The sequence below is a fragment of the Flavobacterium sp. KH_001 genome, from assembly GCF_057840745.1.
Window position 1 is genome coordinate 491170 of sequence record NZ_CM174520.1, and the last position, 24163, is coordinate 515332.

Genomic DNA, 24163 nt, shown 5'->3' on the forward strand with positions numbered 1-24163 from the left:
AGCCAGTTATTATGTTTGAAATGAAAATAGATTTTCCTAAAAAAATAACTTCGGAAGTCATTGGTTACGAAACATTAATACATTTTTATGAAAAAATGTCAACTATTCGTGATAGTAAAATAGAAATAGACTTTAGGTATAACAATTGGTTTGAAGCAAACTTGTGTGCTATTTTTGGCGCGATGATTGAAGAGTTAGAAAATAAAGGAAATGAAATTTCTCTAATAAATATTAAAAACCCAAAAGATATCTTATCAAGAAATGGTTTTTTAACAAAATTTGGAGTTCACAAACCATTTGAAACTTATAATACAGAACTTGATTATAAAACATTTAGTCATAAACAAGGAAAATCATTTTCATCATATATTGATAATGAAATATTAAAAAAGCAGGGCTTTCCTAAACTTTCAAAACTATTAAGCAAAAAAATTAATGAAAGCATTTTCGAACTATATGAAAATGCAAGAACTCACGGTGAATGTAAAAACATACATACTTGCGGGCAATACTTTCCAAGTAAAAAAATGCTTGATATAACAATTGTGGATATGGGACAAACCATTAAACACAATGTAAATAATTATAACAAAACAAACTGGTCAGGTAGCGATTGTATAGAATGGGCGACACAAGACAAAAACACAACAAAAACAGGTACAATTTCCGGTGGATTAGGGTTAGCTATAATTTTTGATTTTATAAAATTAAACAATGGTAAAATTCAAATAATTTCTTCTGATGGATATTGGGAATTGAGAAAAGGAACTGTATTTAAACAAAATCTAAATTTCACCTTTCATGGCACAATTGCTAATTTAGAATTTAATTTATCAGATACAAATGAATATATTCTTAAAGAAGAGATAGATTTGGATAATATTTTTTAACTTTGCACACTTTATTTATGGTAATTACAATGGGAAATATAAAAATTAACGAAGTTATTGGTGGAAACTTTGCTGTTACGACTGATGATGGAAACTTAGTTTTTAACCTTTTAGACAAAAATCTTGAAGAACAGAAAAAAACTAAATTAGATTTTTCTGAAATTATCGTCTTAACTACTGCTTTTTTAAATGCAGCAATAGGTCAACTATATAGCAAATACAAAAGTGAAGAGATTGCACCTTATTTGAAATTGACAAATGTTGCTGATGAGGATAAAATTTTATTTAAAAAAGTAACTGAAAGAGCCAAAGAATATTTTGCAAACAAAGAAAGTTTTGAAAAAAACTCTAATGATGCGATAAATGGCAACGATTAATATAGAAACTTACAAAATTGTTTATACTGACCAATTTTTTTTTGACACAAATGTTTGGTTATTATTATTTGGAAATCTAGCTAACTATAAACCAAAAGATCAAAAAGAATATTCAAAATTATTTAAAGAATCTTTGCAGCGAGAAATTCCAATTTACATTTCCTCAATGATTTTATCTGAATTTGCTAATGTTCTATTAAGATTAGATTTCAAACAGTGGAAAACCAAGAACAACTTTGCTGAGAATAAAGATTTTAAGAAGGATTTTGGAATAACACAAGAATACAAAAATAGTATTCAGAACACCAAAAGTCTATTAAAATCAATTTTAGAACTTCCAAATATTCATCTAATCTCAGATTTTTTTAATGGAATTAATATAGAAAATATTTTAAAAGATTTTGATACTGTTGATTTTAATGATTCCTATATTACTGAATTGGTAAGAAACAATTATAAAGTTGTAACCAATGATAAAGATTTTCAAAAATTAGATTCTAAAATTGACATAATTACTACTCAGATACAATAAATTTTAAGCAAATTAAATCTAAACTACTCTATTTAAAGATTTAAAATTAATAATAGCGCATAAAAAAACCCGATAGATTAAAATCTATCGGGTTTACTTTTATAAATAAATTGTGATTATTTAATAATCGTCATTTCATCAATAATATTTTTAGCTCCTGCGTATTTGTCGATAATCCAAAGTACATAACGAATATCTACGTTGATTGTTCTTTGCAATTTAGGATCAAAAATAACATCACCAGCCATAGCTTCAATGTTTCCATCAAAAGCAATTCCGATTAACTCTCCTTTTCCGTTAAGAACCGGAGAACCTGAATTTCCGCCTGTGATATCATTATCAGTCAAGAAGTTTACTGGCATGTAACCTGCTTTATCAGCATATTGACCAAAATCTTTTGCTTTGTTTAATTCTAATAAACGTTTTGGCAAATCAAATTCCTGGTCTCCTGCTTTATACTTTTTAACCATACTTTCCATAGTTGTATAGTTGTTGATTTTGGCATCATTACGTGGATCAGCTGGCAAAGCGCGAACTTTTCCGTAAGTTAGTCTCAAAGTAGAGTTAGCATCAGGATACTGAATTGCATTCAATTTTGATTCTCTTAAACCTTCAACCAATTTACGGTAAGCAATTGCAAAACCGTCATCAGCTTTTGCCTGATCATCTGTTTTAGCACGGTATTTTGTCAACAAATCATTAGAAATAATATACAACGGATCGTGTACAATCGCTAATGGTTTAGGATCAGCCATAAATGCCATTACTTTATCCTTAGAGGTAAAATAACTTATTTCAGTTGCTTTTGCAACGTCTGCTGTAAAATCGCCATTATTTGCCGCTTTCATTTTAGCAACTTGTGGTGCTAAACCATATTCTGCAGCTTTAGCAGCATATAAATTCAATTGTGCAGTTAACACATCTTTTTCAAGCGGTGCATAAAAATCACCATAAATGTTATCGATCATAGCGTTGATCTTAGGTAACATTTCCGCTTTTTTAGCATCATTTTCGTTATAATAAGCAATCAAGGCATTACCTAAATTTGCTGGTCCGGTTGCATAACCTGAAGTACGTAAAACCTGAGATAGATAATTATCATGACGCGCTTTTAAATTCGTTTCCTTATAATAATCATTAATCGTCGGAATTACATTTTCGTATTTCTCTTTGTTAGCTGGTTTAGCAGCCCATTCGTAGAACTTATCTTCCTGAGCCGATTTTGTTTCTGCAGTTCCGGCTTTAGTCAAAGCATCAATCATTCCCTGACGATTTTTCCAGTAATTTGCAGTTGAAGCATATTTAGACGCGTACTGCAAACGAACTGTTGCATCTTTGTCCATATACTTTTTCATTTGGTCCATTCCGGTTTTTGCACCTTCAACCCACGCAGGATAAGCAAACTTTACGTTTTGCTCAATTCCGCCCGCTGGCATCCAACGATTTGTTCTTCCCGGATAACCCAAAATCATAGCAAAATCATTTTCTTTCACACCTTTAATACTTACAGGCAAATAGTGCTTTGGCTGTAAAGGCACATTTTCTTTTGAGTACGCAGCAGGGTTTCCTGCTTTATCAGCATACACTCTAAACATAGAGAAATCTCCTGTTTGACGAGGCCACTCCCAGTTGTCAGTATCTCCACCAAATTTACCAACACTTTCCGGTGGTGTTCCTACTAAACGAACGTCTGTGTAATCCTGGTAAACGAAATAGTAATATTCATTCCCTTGAAAGAAAGGGCGAACAGAAACGGTATATTTTCCGCCTTCGTTATTTTCCTTTTCGATCAAAGCAATTTCTTGCTGAATGATTTTGTTTCTTTCAGTCTCTGTCATTGTATTATTTACTTTTGACAAAATTCTTTTAGAAACGTCATCCATACGAACAAAGAAACGAACGTATAAAGATTTTGGTTTCATTTCGGCACTTCTTTCTTTTGCCCAAAAACCATCTTTCAAATAATTTTGTTCTGCAGTAGACAGTTCTGCAATTGCATTGTAACCACAGTGGTGATTCGTTAAAACTAATCCGTCTTTAGAAACGATTTCAGCTGTACAACCTCCATTAAACTGCACAATCGCATCTTTTAAACTATGATGATTGATACTGTAAATTTCTTCGGCTGTTAATTGCAAGCCCATTTTTTCCATATCTCTATGGTTCAATCTTTCGATAAACATCAAAAACCACATTCCCTCATCAGCTCTTGCAGGAAAAGCCATAAGGCACATGGTCAGGAATAAAACTATTTTTTTCATGTTATTTTGTTTAAGTGATGCGAATATAATTCATTTTCGCAATTATTACATCCCCTGAACTCTTAAAATAAAATATACCGGTACGTTTTTATCTTTTTTTTACGAATTTAACATTACCCAAAATAAAAAAGGCGTCCGCAGCAGCGGACGCCTTTTAAAAATATTTTAAGACTTTTATTCGTTAAGCATTTTCCAAAGCTTGTCTTTCAAATCTGTCAAACCTTGTTGAGCAACTGATGAAATAAACATGTATGGAATATCTTTGAAAGCGACATCTAATTCTGTTTTCAATTCAGCTTTCAATTCATCATCCAGCATGTCACATTTTGAAATCACTAAAAGACGTTCTTTGTCTAACATTTCAGGATTGTACTTCGTCAATTCATTAACCAAAATATCATATTCTGCTTTAATATCTGGAGTATCAACCGGAACTAAAAATAGTAAAGTGGAGTTACGTTCAATATGACGAAGGAAATAATGGCCTAAACCTTTTCCTTCAGCCGCACCTTCAATAATTCCGGGAATATCAGCAATTACAAAAGATTGATAATCTCTGTAAGCTACAATTCCTAAGTTTGGTTTTAAAGTTGTAAACGGATAATCGGCAATTTTTGGTTTTGCAGAAGTCAATACAGACAATAAAGTTGATTTTCCAGCATTTGGAAAACCTACCAATCCAACATCAGCCAAAACTTTAAGTTCCAGAATTACGTCCATTTCTACACCCGGTAAACCTGGCTGTGCATAACGTGGCGTTTGATTCGTTGAACTTCTAAAGTGCCAGTTTCCTAAACCACCTTTTCCACCTTTAGAAAGGATTCTTTTTTCTCCGTCTTCGGTGATTTCGAATAAAGTTTCTCCGGTTTCTTTATCTTTTACGACAGTTCCTAAAGGTACTTCAATAAATTTATCATCTCCATCAGCACCAGTGCTACGGTCTCCTCCTCCATCTCCACCGTGACCGGCTTTAATGTGACGCGCAAATTTTAAGTGAAATAATGTCCACAAACCTTTATTCCCCACTAAATATACGTGTCCACCGCGACCACCATCACCACCGTCCGGGCCTCCTTTTTCAATAAATTTCTCTCTATGTAAATGCGTAGATCCCTTTCCTCCTTTTCCGGATGAAACATATATCTTAACGTAATCTACAAAATTTCCTTCTGTCATTTTTCCTTGTTTATATATAGTTTCAGGTTTCAAGTTTCAGGTTTCAGGTTAGCGCAATGCACTTAACTTGAAACCTGAAACATAAAAAACCTGAAACAAATTTTCCTCTACTCTTTTAGAGCTTTTACTAATACTTTATCAATTTTTACACCATCCATGTCCAGCACTTCAAGCACAAATTTTTGCCAATATAATTTTTCGCCTTCTTTTGGAATATGCGAAAGCTCCGTCATAATCATTCCGCTTACAGTGTTTACTTCGTAATCGTTTGTCAATTCGTCTAACTCAAAATAAGTTAGAAAATCGTGTAATGAATAATGTCCGTCAACCAGCCATGAACCATCTTCTCTTTCTATTAATTGGAATTCATCTTTATAAAAATCAGATGCATCTCCAACTAAGGCTTCTAAAATATCATTCAAGGTAATTATACCCTGAAAAACGCCGTATTCATCAGAAACTAAAGCATAGTGTACTCCTGTTTTTTTGAAATTTTCCAACGCTTTGTAAGCTGTTGTCTGCTCCATTAAATACGGAGGATCTGTCATAATTGCTGACAAATCAAAATGCTCGCTTTCGATGTTGGCGAATATATTTTTAAGCGTTACAATTCCGACAATATCATCGTAGTTGTCATTGTATACCGGATAAACCGTATGCAAATCTTCTAAAACCAATGTTTTGATTTTGTCTTTAGGAGCATTTAATGGCAACATGTCAACCGATTTACGGTGTGTCATTAACGAATTTACTTTTCGATCGCCAATATGAAACACGCGCTCCACAATATCCTGTTCAATTTCCTGAACTTCTCCAACTTCGGTTCCTTCTTTGATGATTGCTTTTATTTCTTCTTCGGTAACTTTTCCGTCAGCTGTTGGTTTTATCTGCAAAACTTTCAACAAAAATTCAGTCGACGATGTAAGCAACCAAATAAATGGCGCTGTAATAATCGAAACTACCTTCATTGGCATTGCTACCATTTTAGCAATCGATTCCGGATAATTTAAACCAATTCTTTTTGGCAATAATTCTCCTAAAACTAAAGAGAAAAAGGTTAGAACAACAACCACAATTCCAACTGCAACCGAATGTGCATAAGGTTTTAAAACGGTAAAACCGGCAACAAAAACCTCAACGTCCATTGTGATTTTATCCCCGCTGTAAATACCGGTCAAAATTCCGATTAAGGTTATTCCGATTTGTACTGTAGATAAAAACTTGTTCGGAGAATTGGCTAAATCGAGTGCTGTTTTGGCACTTTTATTTCCTTTTTTCGCGGCGGTTTCGAGTCTGTTTTTTCTAGCCGAAATCAATGCGATTTCTGACATCGAGAAAACTCCGTTTAATAGTATTAGAAAAAATATTATTAGTATTTCCAATTTGTGGCTTGTTCGTTATTTATTTGGTCGTTAAAAATAATTGTAATCATGATGCCTTTTAGCCCAGATGGAAGAGTAAAGCCCGGAGCTAAAAAAACTAATTTTTCTTGCCAGAAAACAGCGACCGGAGGAAGCTCGTTTTATGGTTAGAAAAATAGTTTTTTTAGCGAGGACTTGAAACGTACAGCTGGAATAGCTTCTACAAATTATCTATAACTGACGTTAATCTCTCTGTAATTTCTTCGATAGTTCCAATACCATTTACGGCATGAAACTTATTTTGTGCTTTATAATATCCAATTAATGGAGCTGTTTTTTCGTTGTACTCCTGGTATCTAACACGGATTTTTTCTTCGTCCTGATCATCCACTCTTCCGCTTGTTTTTCCTCTCTCAAGCAAACGCGCTACCAAAATTTCATCATCAGCTTCTAATGCAATAGTTGCCGTAACACTTGATCCAATTGTTGGTAAAAATTTATCTAAAGCCTCAGCCTGATCTAAAGTTCTCGGGTAACCGTCGAACAAAAATCCGTTTGAATCTAAATGTTTGTTCACTTCATCAATTAACATTGCTGTTGTAACTTCGCAAGGAACCAATTCTCCATTGTCCATAAAAACTCTTGCTCTTTTACCTAAATCTGTATCATTTTTTAAATTAAAACGAAAAATATCTCCTGTAGAAAGATGTGTTAATTTGTATTTCTCTTTTAAAAATTCTGCCTGAGTTCCTTTTCCTGCTCCTGGCTTTCCAAATAAAACGATGTTAATCATAATGTGAGTGTTACTTGACTTCTTATTTTCATGTAAGAAGTTTAAAATGAATATATAGTTGTGTTTTGTTTAATATTATTCAGCCAATTTATAGACTTCGTTCAAATTTCTTCCTAAACCATCATAGTCTAAACCATAACCAACAATGAATTTATTTGGAATCCTGATTCCGATGTAATCAATTTTAATGTCTTTTTTATACGCTTCAGGTTTAAAAAACAAAGTCGCAATTTTAAAATGCTTTACGTTTCGTTGTTTAAACAAATGTTTTAATTCTTCGATTGTATTGCCGGTGTCAATAATATCTTCAATTATAACCACGCTTCTACCCGAAAGATCCTGATTGATTCCGATTAATTCTTTAACAGTATTTGTACTTTCTGTTCCTTCATAAGATGCCATTTTGATAAATGAAACCTCGCATGGTTTTTTGTATTTTTTCAGGAAATCGCTAACAACCATAAATGCACCATTCAAAACGCCAATAAAAATTGGAGTATCATCTCCAAAATCATCTTCTACCTGTGCAACTATTTTGGTTAAAGCAAAATCAATTTCCTTAGCCGAAATAAACGGAACAAATTGTTTATCGTGAAGTTGTATCATTATTTTTGATTTTAAAATAATGCGCAAAGATACAGAATTAGAACCAAATTGTTGGTATCAAATCGTATTGTGAAACCGACTTTTTTATGAATGTTAAATATCACTTAATATTTACAAATCTTTTGTTAAGTTTATTTCCAATTTCACTAAATTGTTGGCTATTAAATTTTTAACTGGCGAACACAATGAAAACTAAGATACAATTATTATCACTATCACTATTAACCATTATCACAGCCTGTCAAGGACAAGTAAAAAAAGAGGAAAAAGAAGCCCTTGCAAAACAACCGCCCAATGTTGTAAAAACTGCAATTGGCGACATTACTTTACCTCCGCCTTTTGCAACCGAATCTAAATCAAACAACAGCAAAGTGATAGGCTGGCCCGAAGGCAAAACACCAACAGCTCCGGAAGGTTTCACGGTTACAAAATTTGCCGATGGATTTGAAAACCCGCGTTGGACCTATATCGCACCAAACAATGATATTTTTGTTGTAGAAAGTGGAACGAGAACCAGTAAAAATCAAATTACCATACTTCGAGATAAAGACAAAGATGGAAAATTTGAAACTCGTGAAATTTTTATAAAAAACCTAAACAAACCTTTTGGAATGCTTGTCCTAAAAGACTTTTTTTACATTGCCAACACTGATGGTTTATACAAATATCCATATAAAAATAATCCGTTAAAATTAGAAACGAAAGGTGTAAAAATCCTTGAACTGCCGGCAGGAGGTTACAACAATCACTGGACAAGAAATATAATTTCGAACCCTGATGGATCAAAAATTTATGTTTCTGTAGGTTCTGGAAGTAATGTGGCTGAACATGGAATCGATAAAGAAGTTCGCCGTGCAGATATTCTAGAAATAAATCCCGATGGAACGGGCGAAAAAATATACGCGTCCGGACTTAGAAATCCGGTTGGAATGGATTGGAATCCCATAAATAAAGAACTTTGGACCGCCGTTAACGAGCGTGATGAATTGGGCGACGATCTAGTTCCGGATTATATTACGAGTGTAAAAAGAGATGGTTTTTATGGATGGCCGTATTCTTATTTCGGAAATATTCCTGACCCAAGAATGAAAGGCGAACGCAAAGATTTGGTCGAAAAAGCAATTGTTCCTGATGTTCCCGTTGGTGCTCACACGGCTTCGCTGGGATTGGCTTTTTATACTAAAGACAAATTTCCGGCAAAATATAAAAATGGCGCTTTCGTAGGTCAGCATGGTTCGTGGAACCGTTCTAAAATCTCAGGTTATAAAGTTTTATTCGTTCCATTTAAAGACGGAAAACCTTCAGGAAAACCAGAAGATTTTTTGACTGGTTTTATTTCTGATAATGACAAAGCTGAAGTTTATGGACGTCCGGTTGCTGTTACGGTTATGAATGATGGATCGCTTTTGGTCAATGATGATAGTGCGAATACAATTTGGAAAGTTACGGCTAATAAATAAATTCCAATTTTTGAATTGCTTCGCCAGTTCGCTATCGCTCGAGTCCAAATTCCAACTCTTTGGCAATAATTTAAACACATAGAAACATAGTATTCATGGGAACTTAAAAAAAGGCGTTTCACTTGCAAAAAGACACATAGCTATGTGTTTTAAAACAAGTGAAACGCCTTTTACACACAAACAAAAGCTATGTTTCTATGTGTTTAAAAATTAAGCTCAAAAACTAAACTGTCTTTTTATGCTTTTAAAAAAATATTGTTTTCTCCTTCTTCTCACAATTGTTTTCCAAAACACTTTTGCGCAGGAAGAAAAAAGCAAATCTATTGATACTGTGAAAACAGAAAAACTGGAAGAAGTTATTATCAGTTCCTTTCATATTAATGACAGTTTGCAGAATGCGCCGGCTTCGATTGGAATTTTATCCAAAAAAGAACTGACGCAAAATAATGCTACAGATATCACGAATGTTGTAAATACAATTCCTGGCGTTTTTATGCAATCCTCCAATTTTACCACAACCCGAATTTCGATTCGCGGTATTGGCGCGCGAACGCCTTATGGAACCAATAAAATAAGAGCTTTTTACGGCAGTATTCCCCTTACTTCCGGAAATAGCGAAACGGTTATTGATGATATTGATCTGGAAAACCTCAACCAAATTGAAATTATTAAAGGTCCGCTTTCGAGTATTTACGGTGCTGGTTTGGGCGGAGCGATTTTGATTTCACCTCAACTTTCTAAAACTAAAGGACAGACTGCCGGAATAAATTCCACTTTTGGCTCTTTTGGATTATTGAAAAACACTTTGAGTTATAGTTTAAATGAGAAAAGTTCAAGTTTAAATTTAAGTTATCACAATTTAAAATCAGATGGCTGGCGCGAAAACAGTTCTTATAAACGAGAAGGAATTACGCTTGCTGGAGAATTATTCAGAAGACAAAACAGCAAACTGACTTACTTCACCAATTACACTTATTTAAAAGCTTTTATTCCGAGTTCGATTAGTAAGGAAGTTTACGATTCGAATCCGCAATTGGGTGCGGCGACTTGGGTAGCATCAAAAGGGTTTAAAGAATACAAATCGACTTTGGCAGGTTTGGCTTATGATTTTAAGATTAGTGATAATTTCAATAATTCAACTTCTGTTTTTATCAATTACAAAGACAGCAACGAACCGCGACCTTTTGATATTTTGCGTCAATATACTTTTGCAACCGGAGCAAGAACTCAATTTTCAGGGAATTTCGAAATTGGAAAACTGAAAAATCAATTCATTTTCGGAATGGAATATTTTACCGACAATTACAACGGAAATACATTCGAAAATCTATACAAACAAAACAACGGACAAGGCAGTTTGCAAGGAAACCAATTAACGGAAAGCGATCAGAAAAGACATTTTTACAATATTTTTTCGCAAATCAGATCGTTGCTTTCTGAAAAACTTGAACTTCAATTTGGTCTGAATTATAATGAAACACATTTTGAACTGACAAACTTTCTTCCGCAAAAAACGACAACTGAAAAATACAGTTACGACGGCATTTTTTCGCCTCAACTTTCTTTATTATTCAAACCAAATCAACAACAAACAATCTACTTTTCAGCAAGCCGTGGCTTTTCATTACCAGCAACGGAAGAAACTTTGACCAGCAATGGAACTATCAATCCGGACATCAAACCTGAAAACGGTTATAATTTTGAATTGGGTGGAAAATTCTACTTGTTCAACAAAAATCTTTATTCCGAAATTGCGGTTTATCGAATGGAAATTAAAGATTTATTAGTTGCCAAAAGAATCGGCGATGATCAGTATGAAGGCGTAAATGCCGGCAAAACATTGCATGAAGGAATTGAAATTACATTGAAACACAATTGGCAAATTAATCGACTTTTCAATCTGAACTCTTATGTTGGAACTTCCATCGGAAAATATGAGTTTCAGGAATTTGTGGATAGCGGAAATGATTATTCAGGAAATAAATTAACCGGAGTTCCGGCCAATAAAGTCAATGCGGGATTAATTTTGAATACCCGTTTTGGAATTTATTTGAATGCCGATTACCAATTTGTAGATGAAATTCCGATGAACGATGCTAATTCAGCTTTCTCCGATTCCTATACTATTATCAATTTAAAAACCGGTTATCGTTTTGAAATTCTACATAATCTAAACAGCAATTTAGCTTTTGGAATTAATAATGTGACCAACGAAAAGTACGCTTCTTTAATTCTCCCAAATGCACTTCCTGCCGGAACTTCCTCCCCAAGATATTATTATCCAGGCCTTCCTGTAAATTACTACGGAAATATCTCATTAAATTACTTATTTTAGTCGCAGAATTAAATCGATTAAGATGATATCTGAATTACAAAAGAAATTGGATTACGTTAGTGCTTACAGAGAAAATCGTCTGAAAGTAGCGCAGGAAATTTTAGAAAATCCGCGTTTATTTGATGAATTAGTTTCGATTTGTTTTTCTCCATCTGATAAAAACAATCATAAAGCCTGTTGGATTTTAGAATTTGTATCCTACGAAGAGTTGATTTGGCTTCAGCCTCATCTTGATTTTTTCTTCTCTAATTTGAAGAATTTAAAAGATGAAAGTGCCATTCGCCCGATTGCAAAAGTGACTCAGCTTTTGGTGAAATCGCATTATAAAAAAGATGAAAACTGCATTGTTCTTTCTGAAACTAATCTTCAGGATTGCATCGAAGCGTCTTTTGACTGGCTGATAAATGATGTAAAAGTGGCCACAAAAGCCTATTCGATTAGAACTTTATATGTTTTAGGAAATTATTACGACTGGATTCATCCTGAACTAAAAATCATTCTCGACAAAGATTATGGCGATCATTCGGCTGCATACAAAGCGGTTGCGCGCGAAGTTTTGAAGAAGATAAAATAGTTTTTGCCACAGATTAAAAGATTAAAATGATTTTTTTTGCCACGAATTACACGAATTTTCACGAATTATACTTTTTTTCTAAAATTGGAACGTAAAAAATTTGTAGAAATTTGTGTAATTCGTGGCTAAAAAACTAAATTTTGGCTAAAAAAGATTAAAAGGTATCTTTGCAAAAACACAACCACAATGAATTATTTTTCTTCTGATTTTAAATTAGGAATATTAGGCGGTGGACAATTAGGCAAAATGCTTTTGTTTGACACGCGAAAATTTGACATACAAACTTATGTTTTAGATCCGAGTGATGAAGCTCCGAGCAAAATTGCCTGCAACAAATTCTTTCAGGGTGATTTAATGGATTATGAAACGGTTTACAATTTTGGAAAACAAGTTGATGTTTTGACTTTCGAAATTGAATTGGTTAATCTTGAAGCTTTAACACAATTAGAAAACGAAGGCCTAAAAATTTATCCTTCTCCAAAAACCTTAAAAGGAATTCAGAATAAAGGAATCCAAAAACAATTTTACGCAGATAATAATATCCCAACTGCACCTTTTGAAAGATTTGAAAATTTAGATCTTCTAAAAGCTAAAATCAATGATTTAAAATTGCCTTTCGTGTGGAAATGCGCCGAATTTGGTTACGACGGAAATGGCGTCAAAGTAATTCGTCAGGTTGCTGATTTAGATAGTTTACCCAATGTTGAATGTATCGCAGAAACAATGATTCCGTTTAAAAATGAATTGGCCGTTATTGTTTGCAGAAATCCATCAGGCGAAATAAAAACCTATCCGGTTGTTGAAATGGAATTCCACCCAGAAGCCAACCAGGTAGAATACGTAATTTGTCCGGCAAGAATCGACGAAAAAGTTGCCGAAAAAGCCAGAGCAATTGCTTTGAATGTTTCGGAGAAATTCAATCACGTTGGTTTATTGGCAGTTGAAATGTTCCAAACCAATGAAGATGAGATTTTGGTAAACGAAGTTGCTCCTCGCCCACACAATTCTGGACATTATTCTATTGAAGCAAGTTATACTTCACAATTCGAAAATCATTTACGCGCTATTCTCGATCTTCCGCTAGGAAACACAGACAGCAAAGTTGCCGGTATTATGGTAAATTTAGTCGGTGCAGAAGGTTTTTCTGGAGATGTAGTGTATGAAAATATCGAAACCATTTTAGGATGGAATGGCGTTACGCCACATATTTACGGTAAAAAACAAACAAGACCTTTCAGAAAAATGGGTCATGTTACGATTGTAAATGAAGATATGCAAGAAGCGAGAAGAATTGCAGAAGAAGTTAAAAATACTATTAGAGTGATCAGTGGTCAGTAATCAGTGGTCAGTAATTAGTGATCAGTTTACAGCCTGACACGAGGCTTTAGCCAAATTGGGGAAGGAACAAAATAAACAATATTCAGTCATAGTTTTCAGTCACAGCAAAAACCTGAAACCTGAAACCTGAAACAAAACAAACAAAAAAACTATGAGCAAAGTAGCCATCATAATGGGAAGTATTTCTGATATGCCAGTCATGCAGGATGCCATCGATATATTAAAACAATTTAATATTGAAGTTGAAGTAGATATCGTTTCGGCACACAGAACGCCGGAAAAATTATTTGATTTCAGTAAAAATGCGCACACTCGTGGAATTTCGGTAATTATTGCCGGAGCTGGAGGTGCTGCGCATTTACCAGGAATGGTTGCTTCGATGTCGCCGCTTCCTGTAATTGGAGTTCCGGTAAAGTCAAGCAATTCAATTGATGGCTGGGATTCGGTTTTATCAATTTTACAAATGCCAGGCGGCGTTCCTGTTGCAACGGTTGCTTTGAACGGAGCAAAAAATGCGGGAATCTTGGCTGCACAAATTATCGGAAGCCATGATAAAAAAGTTCTTGATACTATTATTGCTTATAAAGAAGAATTGAAAGCAGCGGTTAATAAAGCGGCTGAAGGTTTGAAAAAATAAGATTTATTCCCCAGAGATACACAAAGATAAAACGCAGAGATTCACGAAGATTTTTTTAATTTTATTATTAAAGAAAAAACTTTGTGAATCTCTGTGCTTTTTTTAGCGAGTCTCTGTGAAACAAAAAATTTATAAATTAAGCTTCATCTTCAACTTCCTCCAAAACAGATTCAAATTCAGACGCTGTTACATCATCCTTATTTATCCAATTCTCTGAAGTAACCAAATTATAATTGACATTATCTTCTGTTGTCAATTCCCAGATAATACTTTCTGCTTCAGGAAATGGAATATTTTGAGACATTTGATTTTCAAATAATCTTTTGATAAGATTTCTGTCAGATAAACCATTATTCAATAACTTCAATATATTTTCCGCCGTCAGTTTTTGTACTTCTCCATTAGTTGGTGTCATAGAAAAATGAACAACAGACGCTTTTGCATTTGGAAATTTCCCATTATACGCTTTAAAAAGCAATTGATTAACATGAAATAATCTGCCTTGCATGTGTATCTCCGGATATTCCTCACATACCTTATCTATCAACATATTGTTTGATATCTGCTCAATTTGTCCAGCACTTAATTCATCTCCCAATTTATATTCTAACACAATCTGTGCAGCTTCGTTAGGTTCATAATCCGAAATGGCCATTTCTAATAATTCCGGCAAACTGCTTTTCTCGGCTGTAGCTCCGTCCGGATAATTGAATTTTTGCAATAACACAACCAAATCCTCATCTGACCAATATCCTTCAACTTCATTTACGGTATCTATATTCTTGATTACAACTTGATAATTCATCTTTTAATTTTTATAATTACAATTAGTATTTTATAATTCTAATCTATTTTTTCAATTTACGCTTTTAATATCTGCTACAGCAATAAATAACAAATCTATAACACAATTTAAGAGGATTTTATGCCTGGAATCAACTTCAAATAGCCCAATAAATTTTTATAAAGTGTTATCTTTGGAATTCAAAAAATTTGACTTCAATTAATAAAAAATAGTATATCATAATGAGTGTTTTACTTTCAAAATTCAATACCAAACATAATACAGCGCCTTTTTCGCAAATTAAAATCGAAGATTACGTTCCTGCTTTTCAGGAAGGAATTGCTTTAGCTAAAGCCGAAATTGATACCATTGTAAACAATCCCGAACCACCAACATTTGAAAACACCGTTGTTGCCATGGATTTTGCCGGAGATATTTTAGATCGTCTCTCCAGCATTTTCTTTAATCTGAATTCGGCTGAAACCAACGATGAAATGCAAAAAATCGCTCAGGAAGTTTCGCCTTTACTTTCAGAATTCGGAAATGATATTACGTTGAACGCTGCTTTATTTGCCAAAATAAAAGCGGTTTACGAGCAAAAAGAAAAGCTGAATTTAAGTCCGGAACAAACTACGCTTTTAGATAAAAAATATAAAAGTTTTTCCAGAAACGGAGCTAATCTGCCAGAAGATAAAAAAGATCAATTACGCGAAATCGACAAAGAATTATCGATGTTGAGTTTACAGTTTGGAGAAAATGTTTTAGCAGAAACCAATGCTTTCGAATTGCATTTAACAGATGAAAATGATTTGGCAGGATTACCGGAAGGAACAATCGAAGCTGCAGGATTATTAGCAAAAGAAAGAGAAAAAGAAGGCTGGATTTTCACTTTAGATCATCCAAGTTACGTTCCGTTTTTGACTTATGCAGATAATCGTGAATTGCGTAAAAAAATGGCAATTGCTTTTGGTGCAAAAGCGTTTCAGAATAACGAGTTCGACAATCAGCAAAATGTTTTAAAAATTGCTAAACTACGTTTTGAAAGAGCCAATTTATTAGGTTATAAGACACACGCTCACTTTGTATTGGAAGAAAGGATGGCCGAAAGTCCGGAGAAAGTTTTCTCTTTCTTAAATGATTTATTGGCAAAAGCTAAACCTGCAGCTCAAAAAGAATTTGCAGAATTGACTGCTTTCGCTACAGCCCTAGACGGAATCGACCAATTGGAAAAATGGGACGGTGCTTATTATTCTGAAAAATTAAAACAACAGCTTTTTAATTTAGATGATGAAAAACTGAAACCTTATTTTCAATTAGAAAAAGTTTTAGACGGAGCCTTTACGGTTGCCCAAAAATTATACGGATTGACCTTTACCGAAGTTTTTGACATCGATAAATACCATGAAGAAGTTACTACTTATGAAGTGAGAGATACTGAAAACAATTTAGTGTCGATTTTCTATGCTGATTTCTTCCCAAGAAAAGGAAAACGAAATGGTGCCTGGATGACTTCATTCAAATCACAATCTATAAAAGACGGTGTAAACGAAAGACCACATATTTCAAACGTTTGCAACTTTACAAAACCAACAGAAACAAAACCTTCATTACTGACTTTTAATGAAGTTACGACCTTATTCCATGAATTTGGACACGGCTTACACGGAATGTTAGCCAACACAACTTACCCAAGTTTATCCGGAACTTCTGTTTTTTGGGATTTTGTAGAATTACCAAGTCAGATTATGGAAAACTGGTGTTACGAACCAGAAGCTTTGGCTTTGTTTGCAAATCATTACGAAACCGGAGAAATTATTCCGATTGAATACGTTCAGAAAATTAAAGAAAGTGCGAGTTTCCAGGAAGGATTGGCGACTTTGCGTCAATTGAGTTTTGGACTTTTAGATATGGCATGGCACGGACAAGATCCAACAAACATTACGGATCTAAAAGCTTTCGAAACCGAACAATTTGCCAACACACAATTATATCCTGATGTAAAAGAAAACGCTATGAGTACCGCTTTTTCACATATTTTTCAAGGCGGATATTCTTCCGGATATTACAGTTACAAATGGGCGGAAGTTCTGGATGCAGATGCTTTTGAATATTTCCAGGAAACAGGCATTTTCAATAAAGAAGTAGCAACAAAATTCAAAGACAATGTACTTTCAAAAGGAGGAACAGAACACCCAATGACTTTGTACAAACGTTTCAGAGGTCAGGAACCAAAACCGGAAGCTTTGTTGAAACGTGCAGGACTATTGTAAATTTCAAATTTTAGATATCAGATTTTAGATTATATCCGGAGTAGAAATACTTCGGATTTTTAATTTGATTTTGTCTGACAATAAAATTAATTATCTTCGCCTTATTTTTAAACTTAATCTTACAAAAAATAAATTGAAAAAATATTTTAAAATCGCCCTTTACCTTGCAATCATTGGATTGATTACTATTGTTTCTGTAAATTACTATGTAAAATCTTCGACTAAAAAGAATATTCATCACTCCTTAAAAAGATTTCCAAAAAATGATGTCGGAATTATTTTTGGTGCGGGAATTAGAGGAGATCAGCCGAGTAAATATTTAAAAGATAGGCTCGATGCGGGAATCTTATTGTACAAATCGAAACGCATCAATAAAATTTTACTTTCCGGAGATAATGGCCGCGAAGAATATGATGAATTAACGGTAATGAAAAAGTACTGTTACACTTATGGAGTTGATACAACTAAAATCTTTATTGATTATGCCGGTTTCGATACTTACTCTACTATGTATCGTGCAAAACATATTTTCAATATCAAAAAAGCGACTTTAATCTCTCAGGAATATCATTTGAACCGAGCAATTTATATCGGTCAAAAACTCGGCATAAAATCGGTAGGATATACGGCTAATAAAGGAGAATATTCAGGATACAAATATGTTTGTTTCAGAGAATATGGTTCGATTTTTAAATCTTTTTGGGATGTTTTTAGAAATCGGGAACCTCATTTTTTAGGAAATCCTATTGATATAAATGGAGCTTCTAATTATTCTAAAGAGGATAAACGTTGATAAAATAAGGCCGAAACGACACTTTCGGCTTTTTCTTTAAAATTAACTTTCATTTATTTTTGAAAGTTTAAAAACTTTTACTTACATTTGATCTATGGAATTCAAAGAAGCAAAAAATAAGTTCGTACAAACCTGGGGAGCATTAGGTTCTCAATGGGGAATTAATAAAACTATGGCGCAAATCCATGCTTTATTAATGGTCTCGAACGAAGCCGTTTCGATGGAAGACATTATGGACGAATTGCAGATTTCGCGTGGAAATGCCAGTATGAATCTAAGAGCGTTAATGGATTGGGGAATTGTCTATAAAGAATACAAAGCCGGAGAAAGAAGAGAGTTTTTTACAGCCGAAAAAGATTTAGATGAATTAGCGGTAAAAATCGCAAGAGAAAGAAGCAAAAGAGAAATCAAACCTGCGCTTAAAATCTTAAAAGAAGTTTCGACAATTGACGCCAGCAATTCGGCAGAAGAAAAGCACTTTGTGGATCAGACTTCTAAATTATATGACTTTGTTTTAAAAGCGGATAATATGTTAGATAAAATGACAGAATTCAATGAAAACTGGTTAGGGCGTTTGGTTCTAAAAATCATGAAGTAAAAAAATTTAATTAAAACTTTCATTTTTTTCTGAAAGTTTAAAACAATCAATAACTATGAAAGCTATAAACTATCTCAACTACTTTTTTATTACTGCACCCATCATACTAATTACAATAGGGCTGTTTACTAGTTCTGAACTAGCATGTTTTGGTCTTTTATTCACAATACTTACAGGTTTATTTCAATTAATTTTTGGAATAAAAATGCTAATCGATGAACCTGATGACAAAAATCTTCAGGCTTATGTTTACGGAGTTATTTTCTTTTTCCTGTTGTGGCCTGTTAATGCTTTTATAATGCATTTTGAATTTATTTACTTTCTGTTATTTATAATACCGATAATTCTGGCCATCTATTTTTCTATCATAACTTATAAAAAAGCGTATCAATGAACTTCTTAAAAGCAGAATGGAAAAACTTAGCACTTTTCAATTATGAAGTTGATGCTGAAATCTTAGAAAAATATATTCCAAGTGATACCGAAATAGATTTATGGAATAACAAATGTTATGTGAGTTTGGTAGGTTTTATGTTTAAAAACACCAAAGTATTAGGTTTAAAAGTTCCGTTTTATGTTGATTTTGAAGAAGTCAATTTGAGATTTTATGTAAAACGTTTTGAAAATGGTGAATGGAAACGCGGGGTTGTTTTCATCAAAGAAATTGTTCCTAAAAAAGCGATCACTTTTATTGCGAATAATTTATATCAGGAACATTATGAAACTCAAAAAATGAGACATGAAATTATTGAAAACTTAAACACTAATACTTTTGTTTATCAATGGAAGAACAATAACGAATGGAATACAATTCAATTAGAGACTGAAAAGAATCCAACAGAAATTGAAATCGATTCTGAAGCTGAATTTATTACAGAACATTATTTCGGTTACACCAAAATTGATCCCGAAACCACTTTTGAATATGAAGTGCAACATCCCAGATGGGAACAATTTGAGGTTTTAAATTATAATGTTGCTATCGATTTTAGAAAAACTTACGGAAGGGATTTCGAGTTTTTACAAAATGCAAATCCAACTTCAGTTTTCCTGGCAAAAGGATCTGACATTAAAGTTAAAAACAAAAGGAAATTACAGATAGTTCAAGTTCTGGAAGAAATGTACTAAAAAATTACAATTGATTAATCCAACAATAATAGCTATGAACCTCAACATCATTGGATACTTTATTTATCTCAGCATTACGATTTTCATCATTTTGAAAGTTGGAAAAATATGCTACAAAAACGGAAATGTTTACGTCGCTGAACTGATTCCCAATCACGCAGATATCTGTCAAAAAATAAATCAGGTTTTGCTTTTGGCCTATTATCTTTTAAACATTGGCTATTGTGCCATGACATTGATTTCCTGGGAAAAAATCTCAACTCTCCCCAATCTTATAGAAACAATAGGGATAAAAACCGCAATCATCATTTTCATCATTTCAATTTTGCATTATCTCAACATCATTATTCTAACCAAGTACATTCATAAATTAATTAAATAACACTTTAAAGTCAAATATCATGGAAACTACAAAAATCTTAATCGGTTACGCCATTTATTTACCAATTGCTTTGTTCCTTACTTATTACGTTTCTAAAACGCTTTTCAAAAACGGAAAAATATTTATGCTGGATATTTTCAAAGGAAGAGAAGACATAGCGCAGGCAACAAACAAACTTTTTGAAACTGGATTTTATCTCTTAAATATTGGCTTTGCTTTAATGATTTTAGAACTTAATTTATATCAAGACAGTTATCAGGAATTAATCGAAAGATTGAGCTACAAAATTGGAGGATTTTCTATCTATCTTGGCGTAATGTTATTCTTCAATTTATATTTCTTCTTTAGAGGAAAAAGAAAAGCCAAAGAAGCACAACAAGAAGAAAGATTAGTTTTTAAAGCATAATTTTCATTCAGAAACCAGACAGATTTTAAAAAACCTGTCTGGTTTAAATATTAAAGCGACATAAAAAATCAAATGAAAAAACTCATCATAGCAGCCGGAACAGGATTTTTAGGACAAGTTTTAATCCATCATTTCAAAGATAAATTTGAGGAGATTGTAATTCTAACCCGTGGAAAATCGCAGACAATTGACGGAATCAAATATGTAAATTGGAATGCCAGAACTTTTTCTGGTTGGGAAAAAGAATTAGAAAACGCAACTGTTTTAATTAATCTTGCCGGAAAATCTGTGGATTGCCGTTATACCAAAGAAAATAAAAAAGAGATTCTGTTATCTCGAATTGAAAGCACAAAGATTTTGAACAAGGCGGTTTTAAACTGTCAAAATCCACCAAAACAGTGGCTGAATTCATCAACTTCAACTATTTATCGTTTTTCTCTGGACAAACAAATGGATGAAATTGACGGAGAAATCGGAAATGACTTTTCTATCAATGTCGCACTTTCCTGGGAAAAAGCATTCTTTAAAACTGAAACTCCCACTACTTTAAAAACCGCATTGCGAACTTCAATTGTTCTAGGAAAAGAAGGAGGCGCTTTTATTCCGTTAAAGACTTTGGCAAAAATTGGTTTTGGAGGAAGACAAGGAAAAGGAAATCAGTTTATAAGCTGGATTCACGAAGAAGATTTTGCAAATGCAGTTGATTTTATTCTTCAAAAAGAAATGACCGGAGTGATAAATGTTGTTTCTCCGGAACCGATTCGCAATGCTGATTTTATGCAGAAACTTAGAAAAGCAGTTGGATTTCCTTTTGGAATTCCAATGAGCGCATTCTTATTAGAAATTGGATCTTTCTTCATACGCACCGAAACCGAATTGGTTTTTAAAAGTAGAAATGTGATACCTAAACGACTTTTAGAGAATGGGTTTCAATTTAAGTTTGGAGATATTGATAATGCATTTAAAAATTTAGTAAACAAATGAAAACACAAAATACAGATTGGATTTTTTTGTTTAAACATTGGTTTTTCACTTTGCTATTAGGGCCAATTATTTCTCAACTATTAATGTATATTACCGTTTTACATCCAAATAAAATTGTAGGCTTAGTAGAAGTATTTCCTATAGCATTAATTTTTAGTTTGTTTTTTTCAATCCCAACATATGTAATTTATGCTTTCGTTTATTATTATTTCTCTAAAAAAGACTTGCCACTTTTATTCACGAAATGCATTTTGATCTTAATAGCAGTAACCGGCATTTTTATAACTTCCTCACTCATGAGAGGATTCATGTGGTTTGACATTGCTTTATCTTATTCCATTTCATCGATTCTTACCGGATTATTTTTTAAATTAAATTTTAAAAGTGAGGAAGAAAATGTAAAATAAGATTCTATTAAAGCTCCAGCGGAGTATAATGTTTATAGAAAAGATAAAAAATGCGTCGTTCATTTAAGCTCCAGCGGAGCGACATCTTTGCTTTCTGATTACTTCTGAAACATTTCGCCCCTAATGGGGCTTTATTCCAATAGCAACTATAAATCTATAAATATGACGTCCCGCTGGGACTTGAAATACGCTGATCAATCATGACAACCATAAACCTAACAACCAAAATAAAAGCATCTAAACAAATAGTCTTTGACGCTTCAAGAAACATAGATATTCATCAACAATCTGCAAGCAAATCAAATGAAAAAGCAATTGCAGGCGTAACATCCGGACTAATCAATTTAAATGAAACCGTAACCTGGCGCGGGAAACATTTCGGTTTTTATCTCACCCATAAAAGCCGAATTACAAAAATGGCTTTTCATGATTATTTTGTAGATGAAATGGAACGCGGAAAATTCAAAACCTTCAAACACGAGCATTTTTTTGAAGAAGAAAATGGCATCACAATTATGAAAGATAAATTACAATATGAAACGCCGTTTGGAATTTTCGGAGAATTATTTGATGTTTTATTTTTGGAAAAACACCTAACTCAATTTCTTACAGAACGAAACAAAACCTTAAAAGAAGTTTCTGAAAAATCTATATCATAAATTTTTACCCTTAATTATCATCATCTAAACTAATAATCTCATCATCGATATTATTACTGCCTTTTCTGAAGCCAACCTCATAAATTAAAAAGATTGAAAAAGTATTGACCAAAAGATGCGCCATATAGGTATAGAAATTCATCGGAACAAAAAGACTGTAAAGCAAAGTCGCAAAAATAGACGTAAGTACCATCATAAAATTCTGATAGAATCGAATAAGTGAATGACTCAAAAAATAAAACACAAGAAGCAATAACCCAAATAAACGATTGAGTAAACCAACAAAAAGAATAGAAAGTCCGCATACCAAAACTGACATCCCAAGATAAGAGCCGATAATAAATGGCCAGATAAAAGCCAGGAAAAACATCCATCCGAAGAAAAACAAAATAAATTGCAGTTGTGTAAACTTCATTCCAAAAAAAAGAGACATCCTTTTGCATATAGTGGTATTTGTTTTCAAATATAGAATTATTATGAATTCAAATTTTAGCACAATTCAAGAATAATCAAAATCAAGGTCTAGAAAAGAAAGATATTTACCGTAGTTAAAGCCGATTTGAGTAGGACCCTCGATGAACAAAAAACAAAATAATATTTTATATAAAAAAAAACCGATGTAAATACATCGGCTTTTCTTTGTTATTATTTCTTCATTAATCGGTTAGAAAAATCTGAAATCACATTTTTGTATTTTCTAAGAATTCTATCCCAATCTCTAAATTGTTCATCAGCTTTAACGCTAGTACCTGAAACACCCGAATACTCACTGTTTAATTTTACTTTAAATGTAAGAGGATCAGATTTAGATAATTTAATAATTAAACGAGTTCTGATCGTATTTTGTTGGAAAGACTGAACGCTCCAGGCTGTTCTTAAATACGATGTTTCTTTGTCACTTACTTCGATAGCATCAAAATAATCAGTAACAATTTGCGTAGTAAGTTTCCAGGCTTCTGTAATATTCAAATCTGGATTTACTTCAACCTGAAAATCAACATTTGCCTGATCTGTCTTAATTGACGCTTCTTCAGCATCATCTTTTTTCATTTCAAAATACAAACTTGATGGTGGTTCAGGTCCTGCTTTTTTCCCACAAACTGTAGATTCGTACTTTAAAAAACCAGCCTTTTCCACTTTAATCTTATAACAGTCTTTTTTGTCTAAACTAAGTTTGTAAGTTCCAGTTCCGACATTTTGTCCATTAACGATAATATTAGCATCTGGTTCAGAAGCACTAATTTTGACAGTTTGCGCATTAAGCAAACTTCCTAAAAATAAAATAATTAGAGTAAATAATTTTGATTTCATAAGCAATTGTTTTTGGTTTTTGGTTTAAATATTAGTTTTAACATTTGTTTAAACCAAAGTTAAATATTAAACCAAATAAAACACTAAAAACCAAATGATTA

General features: G+C 33.1%; 25 protein-coding genes. 17 read left to right on the forward strand and 8 right to left on the reverse strand.

All coding sequences use genetic code 11. From position 1 onward, the window contains the following. Positions 1 to 11 precede the first annotated feature (11 nt). Genes AC3ITQ_RS02315 through AC3ITQ_RS02325 form a run of 3 tightly spaced genes read left to right on the forward strand, consistent with a single transcriptional unit; the run spans position 12 to position 1799 of the window. Entirely contained in the window at positions 12 to 890 is an 879-nt protein-coding gene (locus AC3ITQ_RS02315; protein WP_072974838.1) for an ATP-binding protein, read from the forward strand. 29 nt (positions 891 to 919) lie between these two features. After that, the gene (locus tag AC3ITQ_RS02320) at positions 920 to 1267 is read left to right on the forward strand and encodes an STAS-like domain-containing protein (RefSeq protein WP_159433479.1); all 348 of its coding nucleotides are present in this window, start codon (positions 920 to 922) and stop codon (positions 1265 to 1267) included. Beyond that, positions 1254 to 1799 (forward strand): PIN domain-containing protein, encoded by a 546-nt coding sequence (locus AC3ITQ_RS02325; RefSeq protein WP_072974841.1) that lies wholly within the window; start codon positions 1254 to 1256, stop codon positions 1797 to 1799. Before AC3ITQ_RS02320 ends, AC3ITQ_RS02325 begins: the two co-directional genes overlap by 14 nt. A 116-nt stretch (positions 1800 to 1915) precedes the next feature. Here the strand turns inward: AC3ITQ_RS02325 and AC3ITQ_RS02330 are convergent, their stop codons facing one another. The 5 genes from AC3ITQ_RS02330 to hpt all read right to left on the reverse strand — a co-directional run bounded on the left by AC3ITQ_RS02330 (position 1916) and on the right by hpt (position 7996). Next, entirely contained in the window at positions 1916 to 4060 is a 2145-nt protein-coding gene (locus tag AC3ITQ_RS02330) for a S46 family peptidase (RefSeq protein ID WP_489236651.1), read from the reverse strand. A gap of 174 nt (positions 4061 to 4234) precedes the next feature. Then, positions 4235 to 5236 carry a GTPase ObgE gene (gene obgE / locus AC3ITQ_RS02335; RefSeq protein WP_489236652.1) on the reverse strand — a complete coding sequence of 334 codons (1002 nt, stop codon included), beginning with the start codon at positions 5234 to 5236 and terminating at the stop codon, positions 4235 to 4237. Positions 5237 to 5343: 107 nt separating this feature from the next. Beyond that, positions 5344 to 6618 carry a hemolysin family protein gene (locus AC3ITQ_RS02340; protein ID WP_489236653.1) on the reverse strand — a complete coding sequence of 425 codons (1275 nt, stop codon included), beginning with the start codon at positions 6616 to 6618 and terminating at the stop codon, positions 5344 to 5346. Between the two features lie 199 nt (positions 6619 to 6817). Next, positions 6818 to 7390, reverse strand: a complete 573-nt coding sequence (locus AC3ITQ_RS02345) for an adenylate kinase (protein ID WP_026982979.1) — start codon at positions 7388 to 7390, stop codon at positions 6818 to 6820. Positions 7391 to 7465: 75 nt separating this feature from the next. Continuing rightward, entirely contained in the window at positions 7466 to 7996 is a 531-nt protein-coding gene (hpt, locus tag AC3ITQ_RS02350) for a hypoxanthine phosphoribosyltransferase (protein ID WP_489236654.1), read from the reverse strand. A gap of 185 nt (positions 7997 to 8181) precedes the next feature. Here hpt and AC3ITQ_RS02355 point away from each other — a divergent pair, with 185 nt between their 5' ends. The 5 genes from AC3ITQ_RS02355 to purE all read left to right on the forward strand — a co-directional run bounded on the left by AC3ITQ_RS02355 (position 8182) and on the right by purE (position 14340). After that, a complete protein-coding gene (locus AC3ITQ_RS02355) occupies positions 8182 to 9456 on the forward strand; it encodes a PQQ-dependent sugar dehydrogenase (RefSeq protein WP_489236655.1) in 1275 nt (424 codons plus the stop codon). A 238-nt stretch (positions 9457 to 9694) separates the two neighbouring features. Then, positions 9695 to 11791: a TonB-dependent receptor gene (locus tag AC3ITQ_RS02360; RefSeq protein WP_489236656.1), complete on the forward strand. Its 2097-nt coding sequence runs from the start codon at positions 9695 to 9697 to the stop codon at positions 11789 to 11791. A gap of 22 nt (positions 11792 to 11813) precedes the next feature. After that, positions 11814 to 12365 carry a hypothetical protein gene (locus AC3ITQ_RS02365; RefSeq protein ID WP_489236657.1) on the forward strand — a complete coding sequence of 184 codons (552 nt, stop codon included), beginning with the start codon at positions 11814 to 11816 and terminating at the stop codon, positions 12363 to 12365. A gap of 186 nt (positions 12366 to 12551) precedes the next feature. Then, positions 12552 to 13703, forward strand: a complete 1152-nt coding sequence (locus AC3ITQ_RS02370) for a 5-(carboxyamino)imidazole ribonucleotide synthase (RefSeq protein ID WP_489236658.1) — start codon at positions 12552 to 12554, stop codon at positions 13701 to 13703. Between the two features lie 151 nt (positions 13704 to 13854). After that, positions 13855 to 14340 carry a 5-(carboxyamino)imidazole ribonucleotide mutase gene (gene purE / locus AC3ITQ_RS02375; protein WP_039117314.1) on the forward strand — a complete coding sequence of 162 codons (486 nt, stop codon included), beginning with the start codon at positions 13855 to 13857 and terminating at the stop codon, positions 14338 to 14340. A 136-nt stretch (positions 14341 to 14476) separates the two neighbouring features. On the opposite strand, the gene AC3ITQ_RS02380 is transcribed toward purE, so the two are convergent. Next, positions 14477 to 15145, reverse strand: coding sequence for a hypothetical protein (locus AC3ITQ_RS02380; RefSeq protein ID WP_489236659.1), 669 nt, complete (start codon positions 15143 to 15145; stop codon positions 14477 to 14479). Positions 15146 to 15366: 221 nt separating this feature from the next. On the opposite strand from AC3ITQ_RS02380, the gene AC3ITQ_RS02385 reads away from it, so the two are divergent. From AC3ITQ_RS02385 to AC3ITQ_RS02425, 9 genes are all read left to right on the forward strand, one after another. Next, positions 15367 to 17394 carry a M3 family metallopeptidase gene (locus AC3ITQ_RS02385; RefSeq protein WP_489236660.1) on the forward strand — a complete coding sequence of 676 codons (2028 nt, stop codon included), beginning with the start codon at positions 15367 to 15369 and terminating at the stop codon, positions 17392 to 17394. A gap of 133 nt (positions 17395 to 17527) precedes the next feature. Next, on the forward strand, positions 17528 to 18187 hold the full coding sequence (locus AC3ITQ_RS02390; protein WP_489236661.1) for a SanA/YdcF family protein: 660 nt from the start codon (positions 17528 to 17530) through the stop codon (positions 18185 to 18187). Positions 18188 to 18281: 94 nt separating this feature from the next. Continuing rightward, positions 18282 to 18785 (forward strand): GbsR/MarR family transcriptional regulator, encoded by a 504-nt coding sequence (locus tag AC3ITQ_RS02395; protein ID WP_072974859.1) that lies wholly within the window; start codon positions 18282 to 18284, stop codon positions 18783 to 18785. Between the two features lie 390 nt (positions 18786 to 19175). Further along, on the forward strand, positions 19176 to 19913 hold the full coding sequence (locus AC3ITQ_RS02400; RefSeq protein WP_489236662.1) for a YqjF family protein: 738 nt from the start codon (positions 19176 to 19178) through the stop codon (positions 19911 to 19913). A 34-nt stretch (positions 19914 to 19947) separates the two neighbouring features. After that, the gene (locus AC3ITQ_RS02405) at positions 19948 to 20295 is read left to right on the forward strand and encodes a hypothetical protein (RefSeq protein ID WP_489236663.1); all 348 of its coding nucleotides are present in this window, start codon (positions 19948 to 19950) and stop codon (positions 20293 to 20295) included. A gap of 19 nt (positions 20296 to 20314) precedes the next feature. Beyond that, a complete protein-coding gene (locus tag AC3ITQ_RS02410; RefSeq protein ID WP_489236664.1) occupies positions 20315 to 20701 on the forward strand; it encodes a hypothetical protein in 387 nt (128 codons plus the stop codon). A gap of 72 nt (positions 20702 to 20773) precedes the next feature. Beyond that, entirely contained in the window at positions 20774 to 21685 is a 912-nt protein-coding gene (locus AC3ITQ_RS02415) for a TIGR01777 family oxidoreductase (protein ID WP_489236665.1), read from the forward strand. Then, positions 21682 to 22092, forward strand: coding sequence for a hypothetical protein (locus AC3ITQ_RS02420; RefSeq protein WP_489236666.1), 411 nt, complete (start codon positions 21682 to 21684; stop codon positions 22090 to 22092). Before AC3ITQ_RS02415 ends, AC3ITQ_RS02420 begins: the two co-directional genes overlap by 4 nt. A gap of 200 nt (positions 22093 to 22292) precedes the next feature. Next, positions 22293 to 22751, forward strand: coding sequence for an SRPBCC family protein (locus AC3ITQ_RS02425; RefSeq protein WP_489236667.1), 459 nt, complete (start codon positions 22293 to 22295; stop codon positions 22749 to 22751). A gap of 10 nt (positions 22752 to 22761) precedes the next feature. Here AC3ITQ_RS02425 and AC3ITQ_RS02430 read toward each other — a convergent pair whose 3' ends face one another. After that, complete coding sequence (locus tag AC3ITQ_RS02430) at positions 22762 to 23184, reverse strand: hypothetical protein (RefSeq protein WP_489236668.1); 423 nt, start codon at positions 23182 to 23184, stop codon at positions 22762 to 22764. Positions 23185 to 23396: 212 nt separating this feature from the next. Continuing rightward, positions 23397 to 24062, reverse strand: a complete 666-nt coding sequence (locus AC3ITQ_RS02435) for a PEGA domain-containing protein (RefSeq protein WP_489236669.1) — start codon at positions 24060 to 24062, stop codon at positions 23397 to 23399. Positions 24063 to 24163 lie beyond the last annotated feature (101 nt).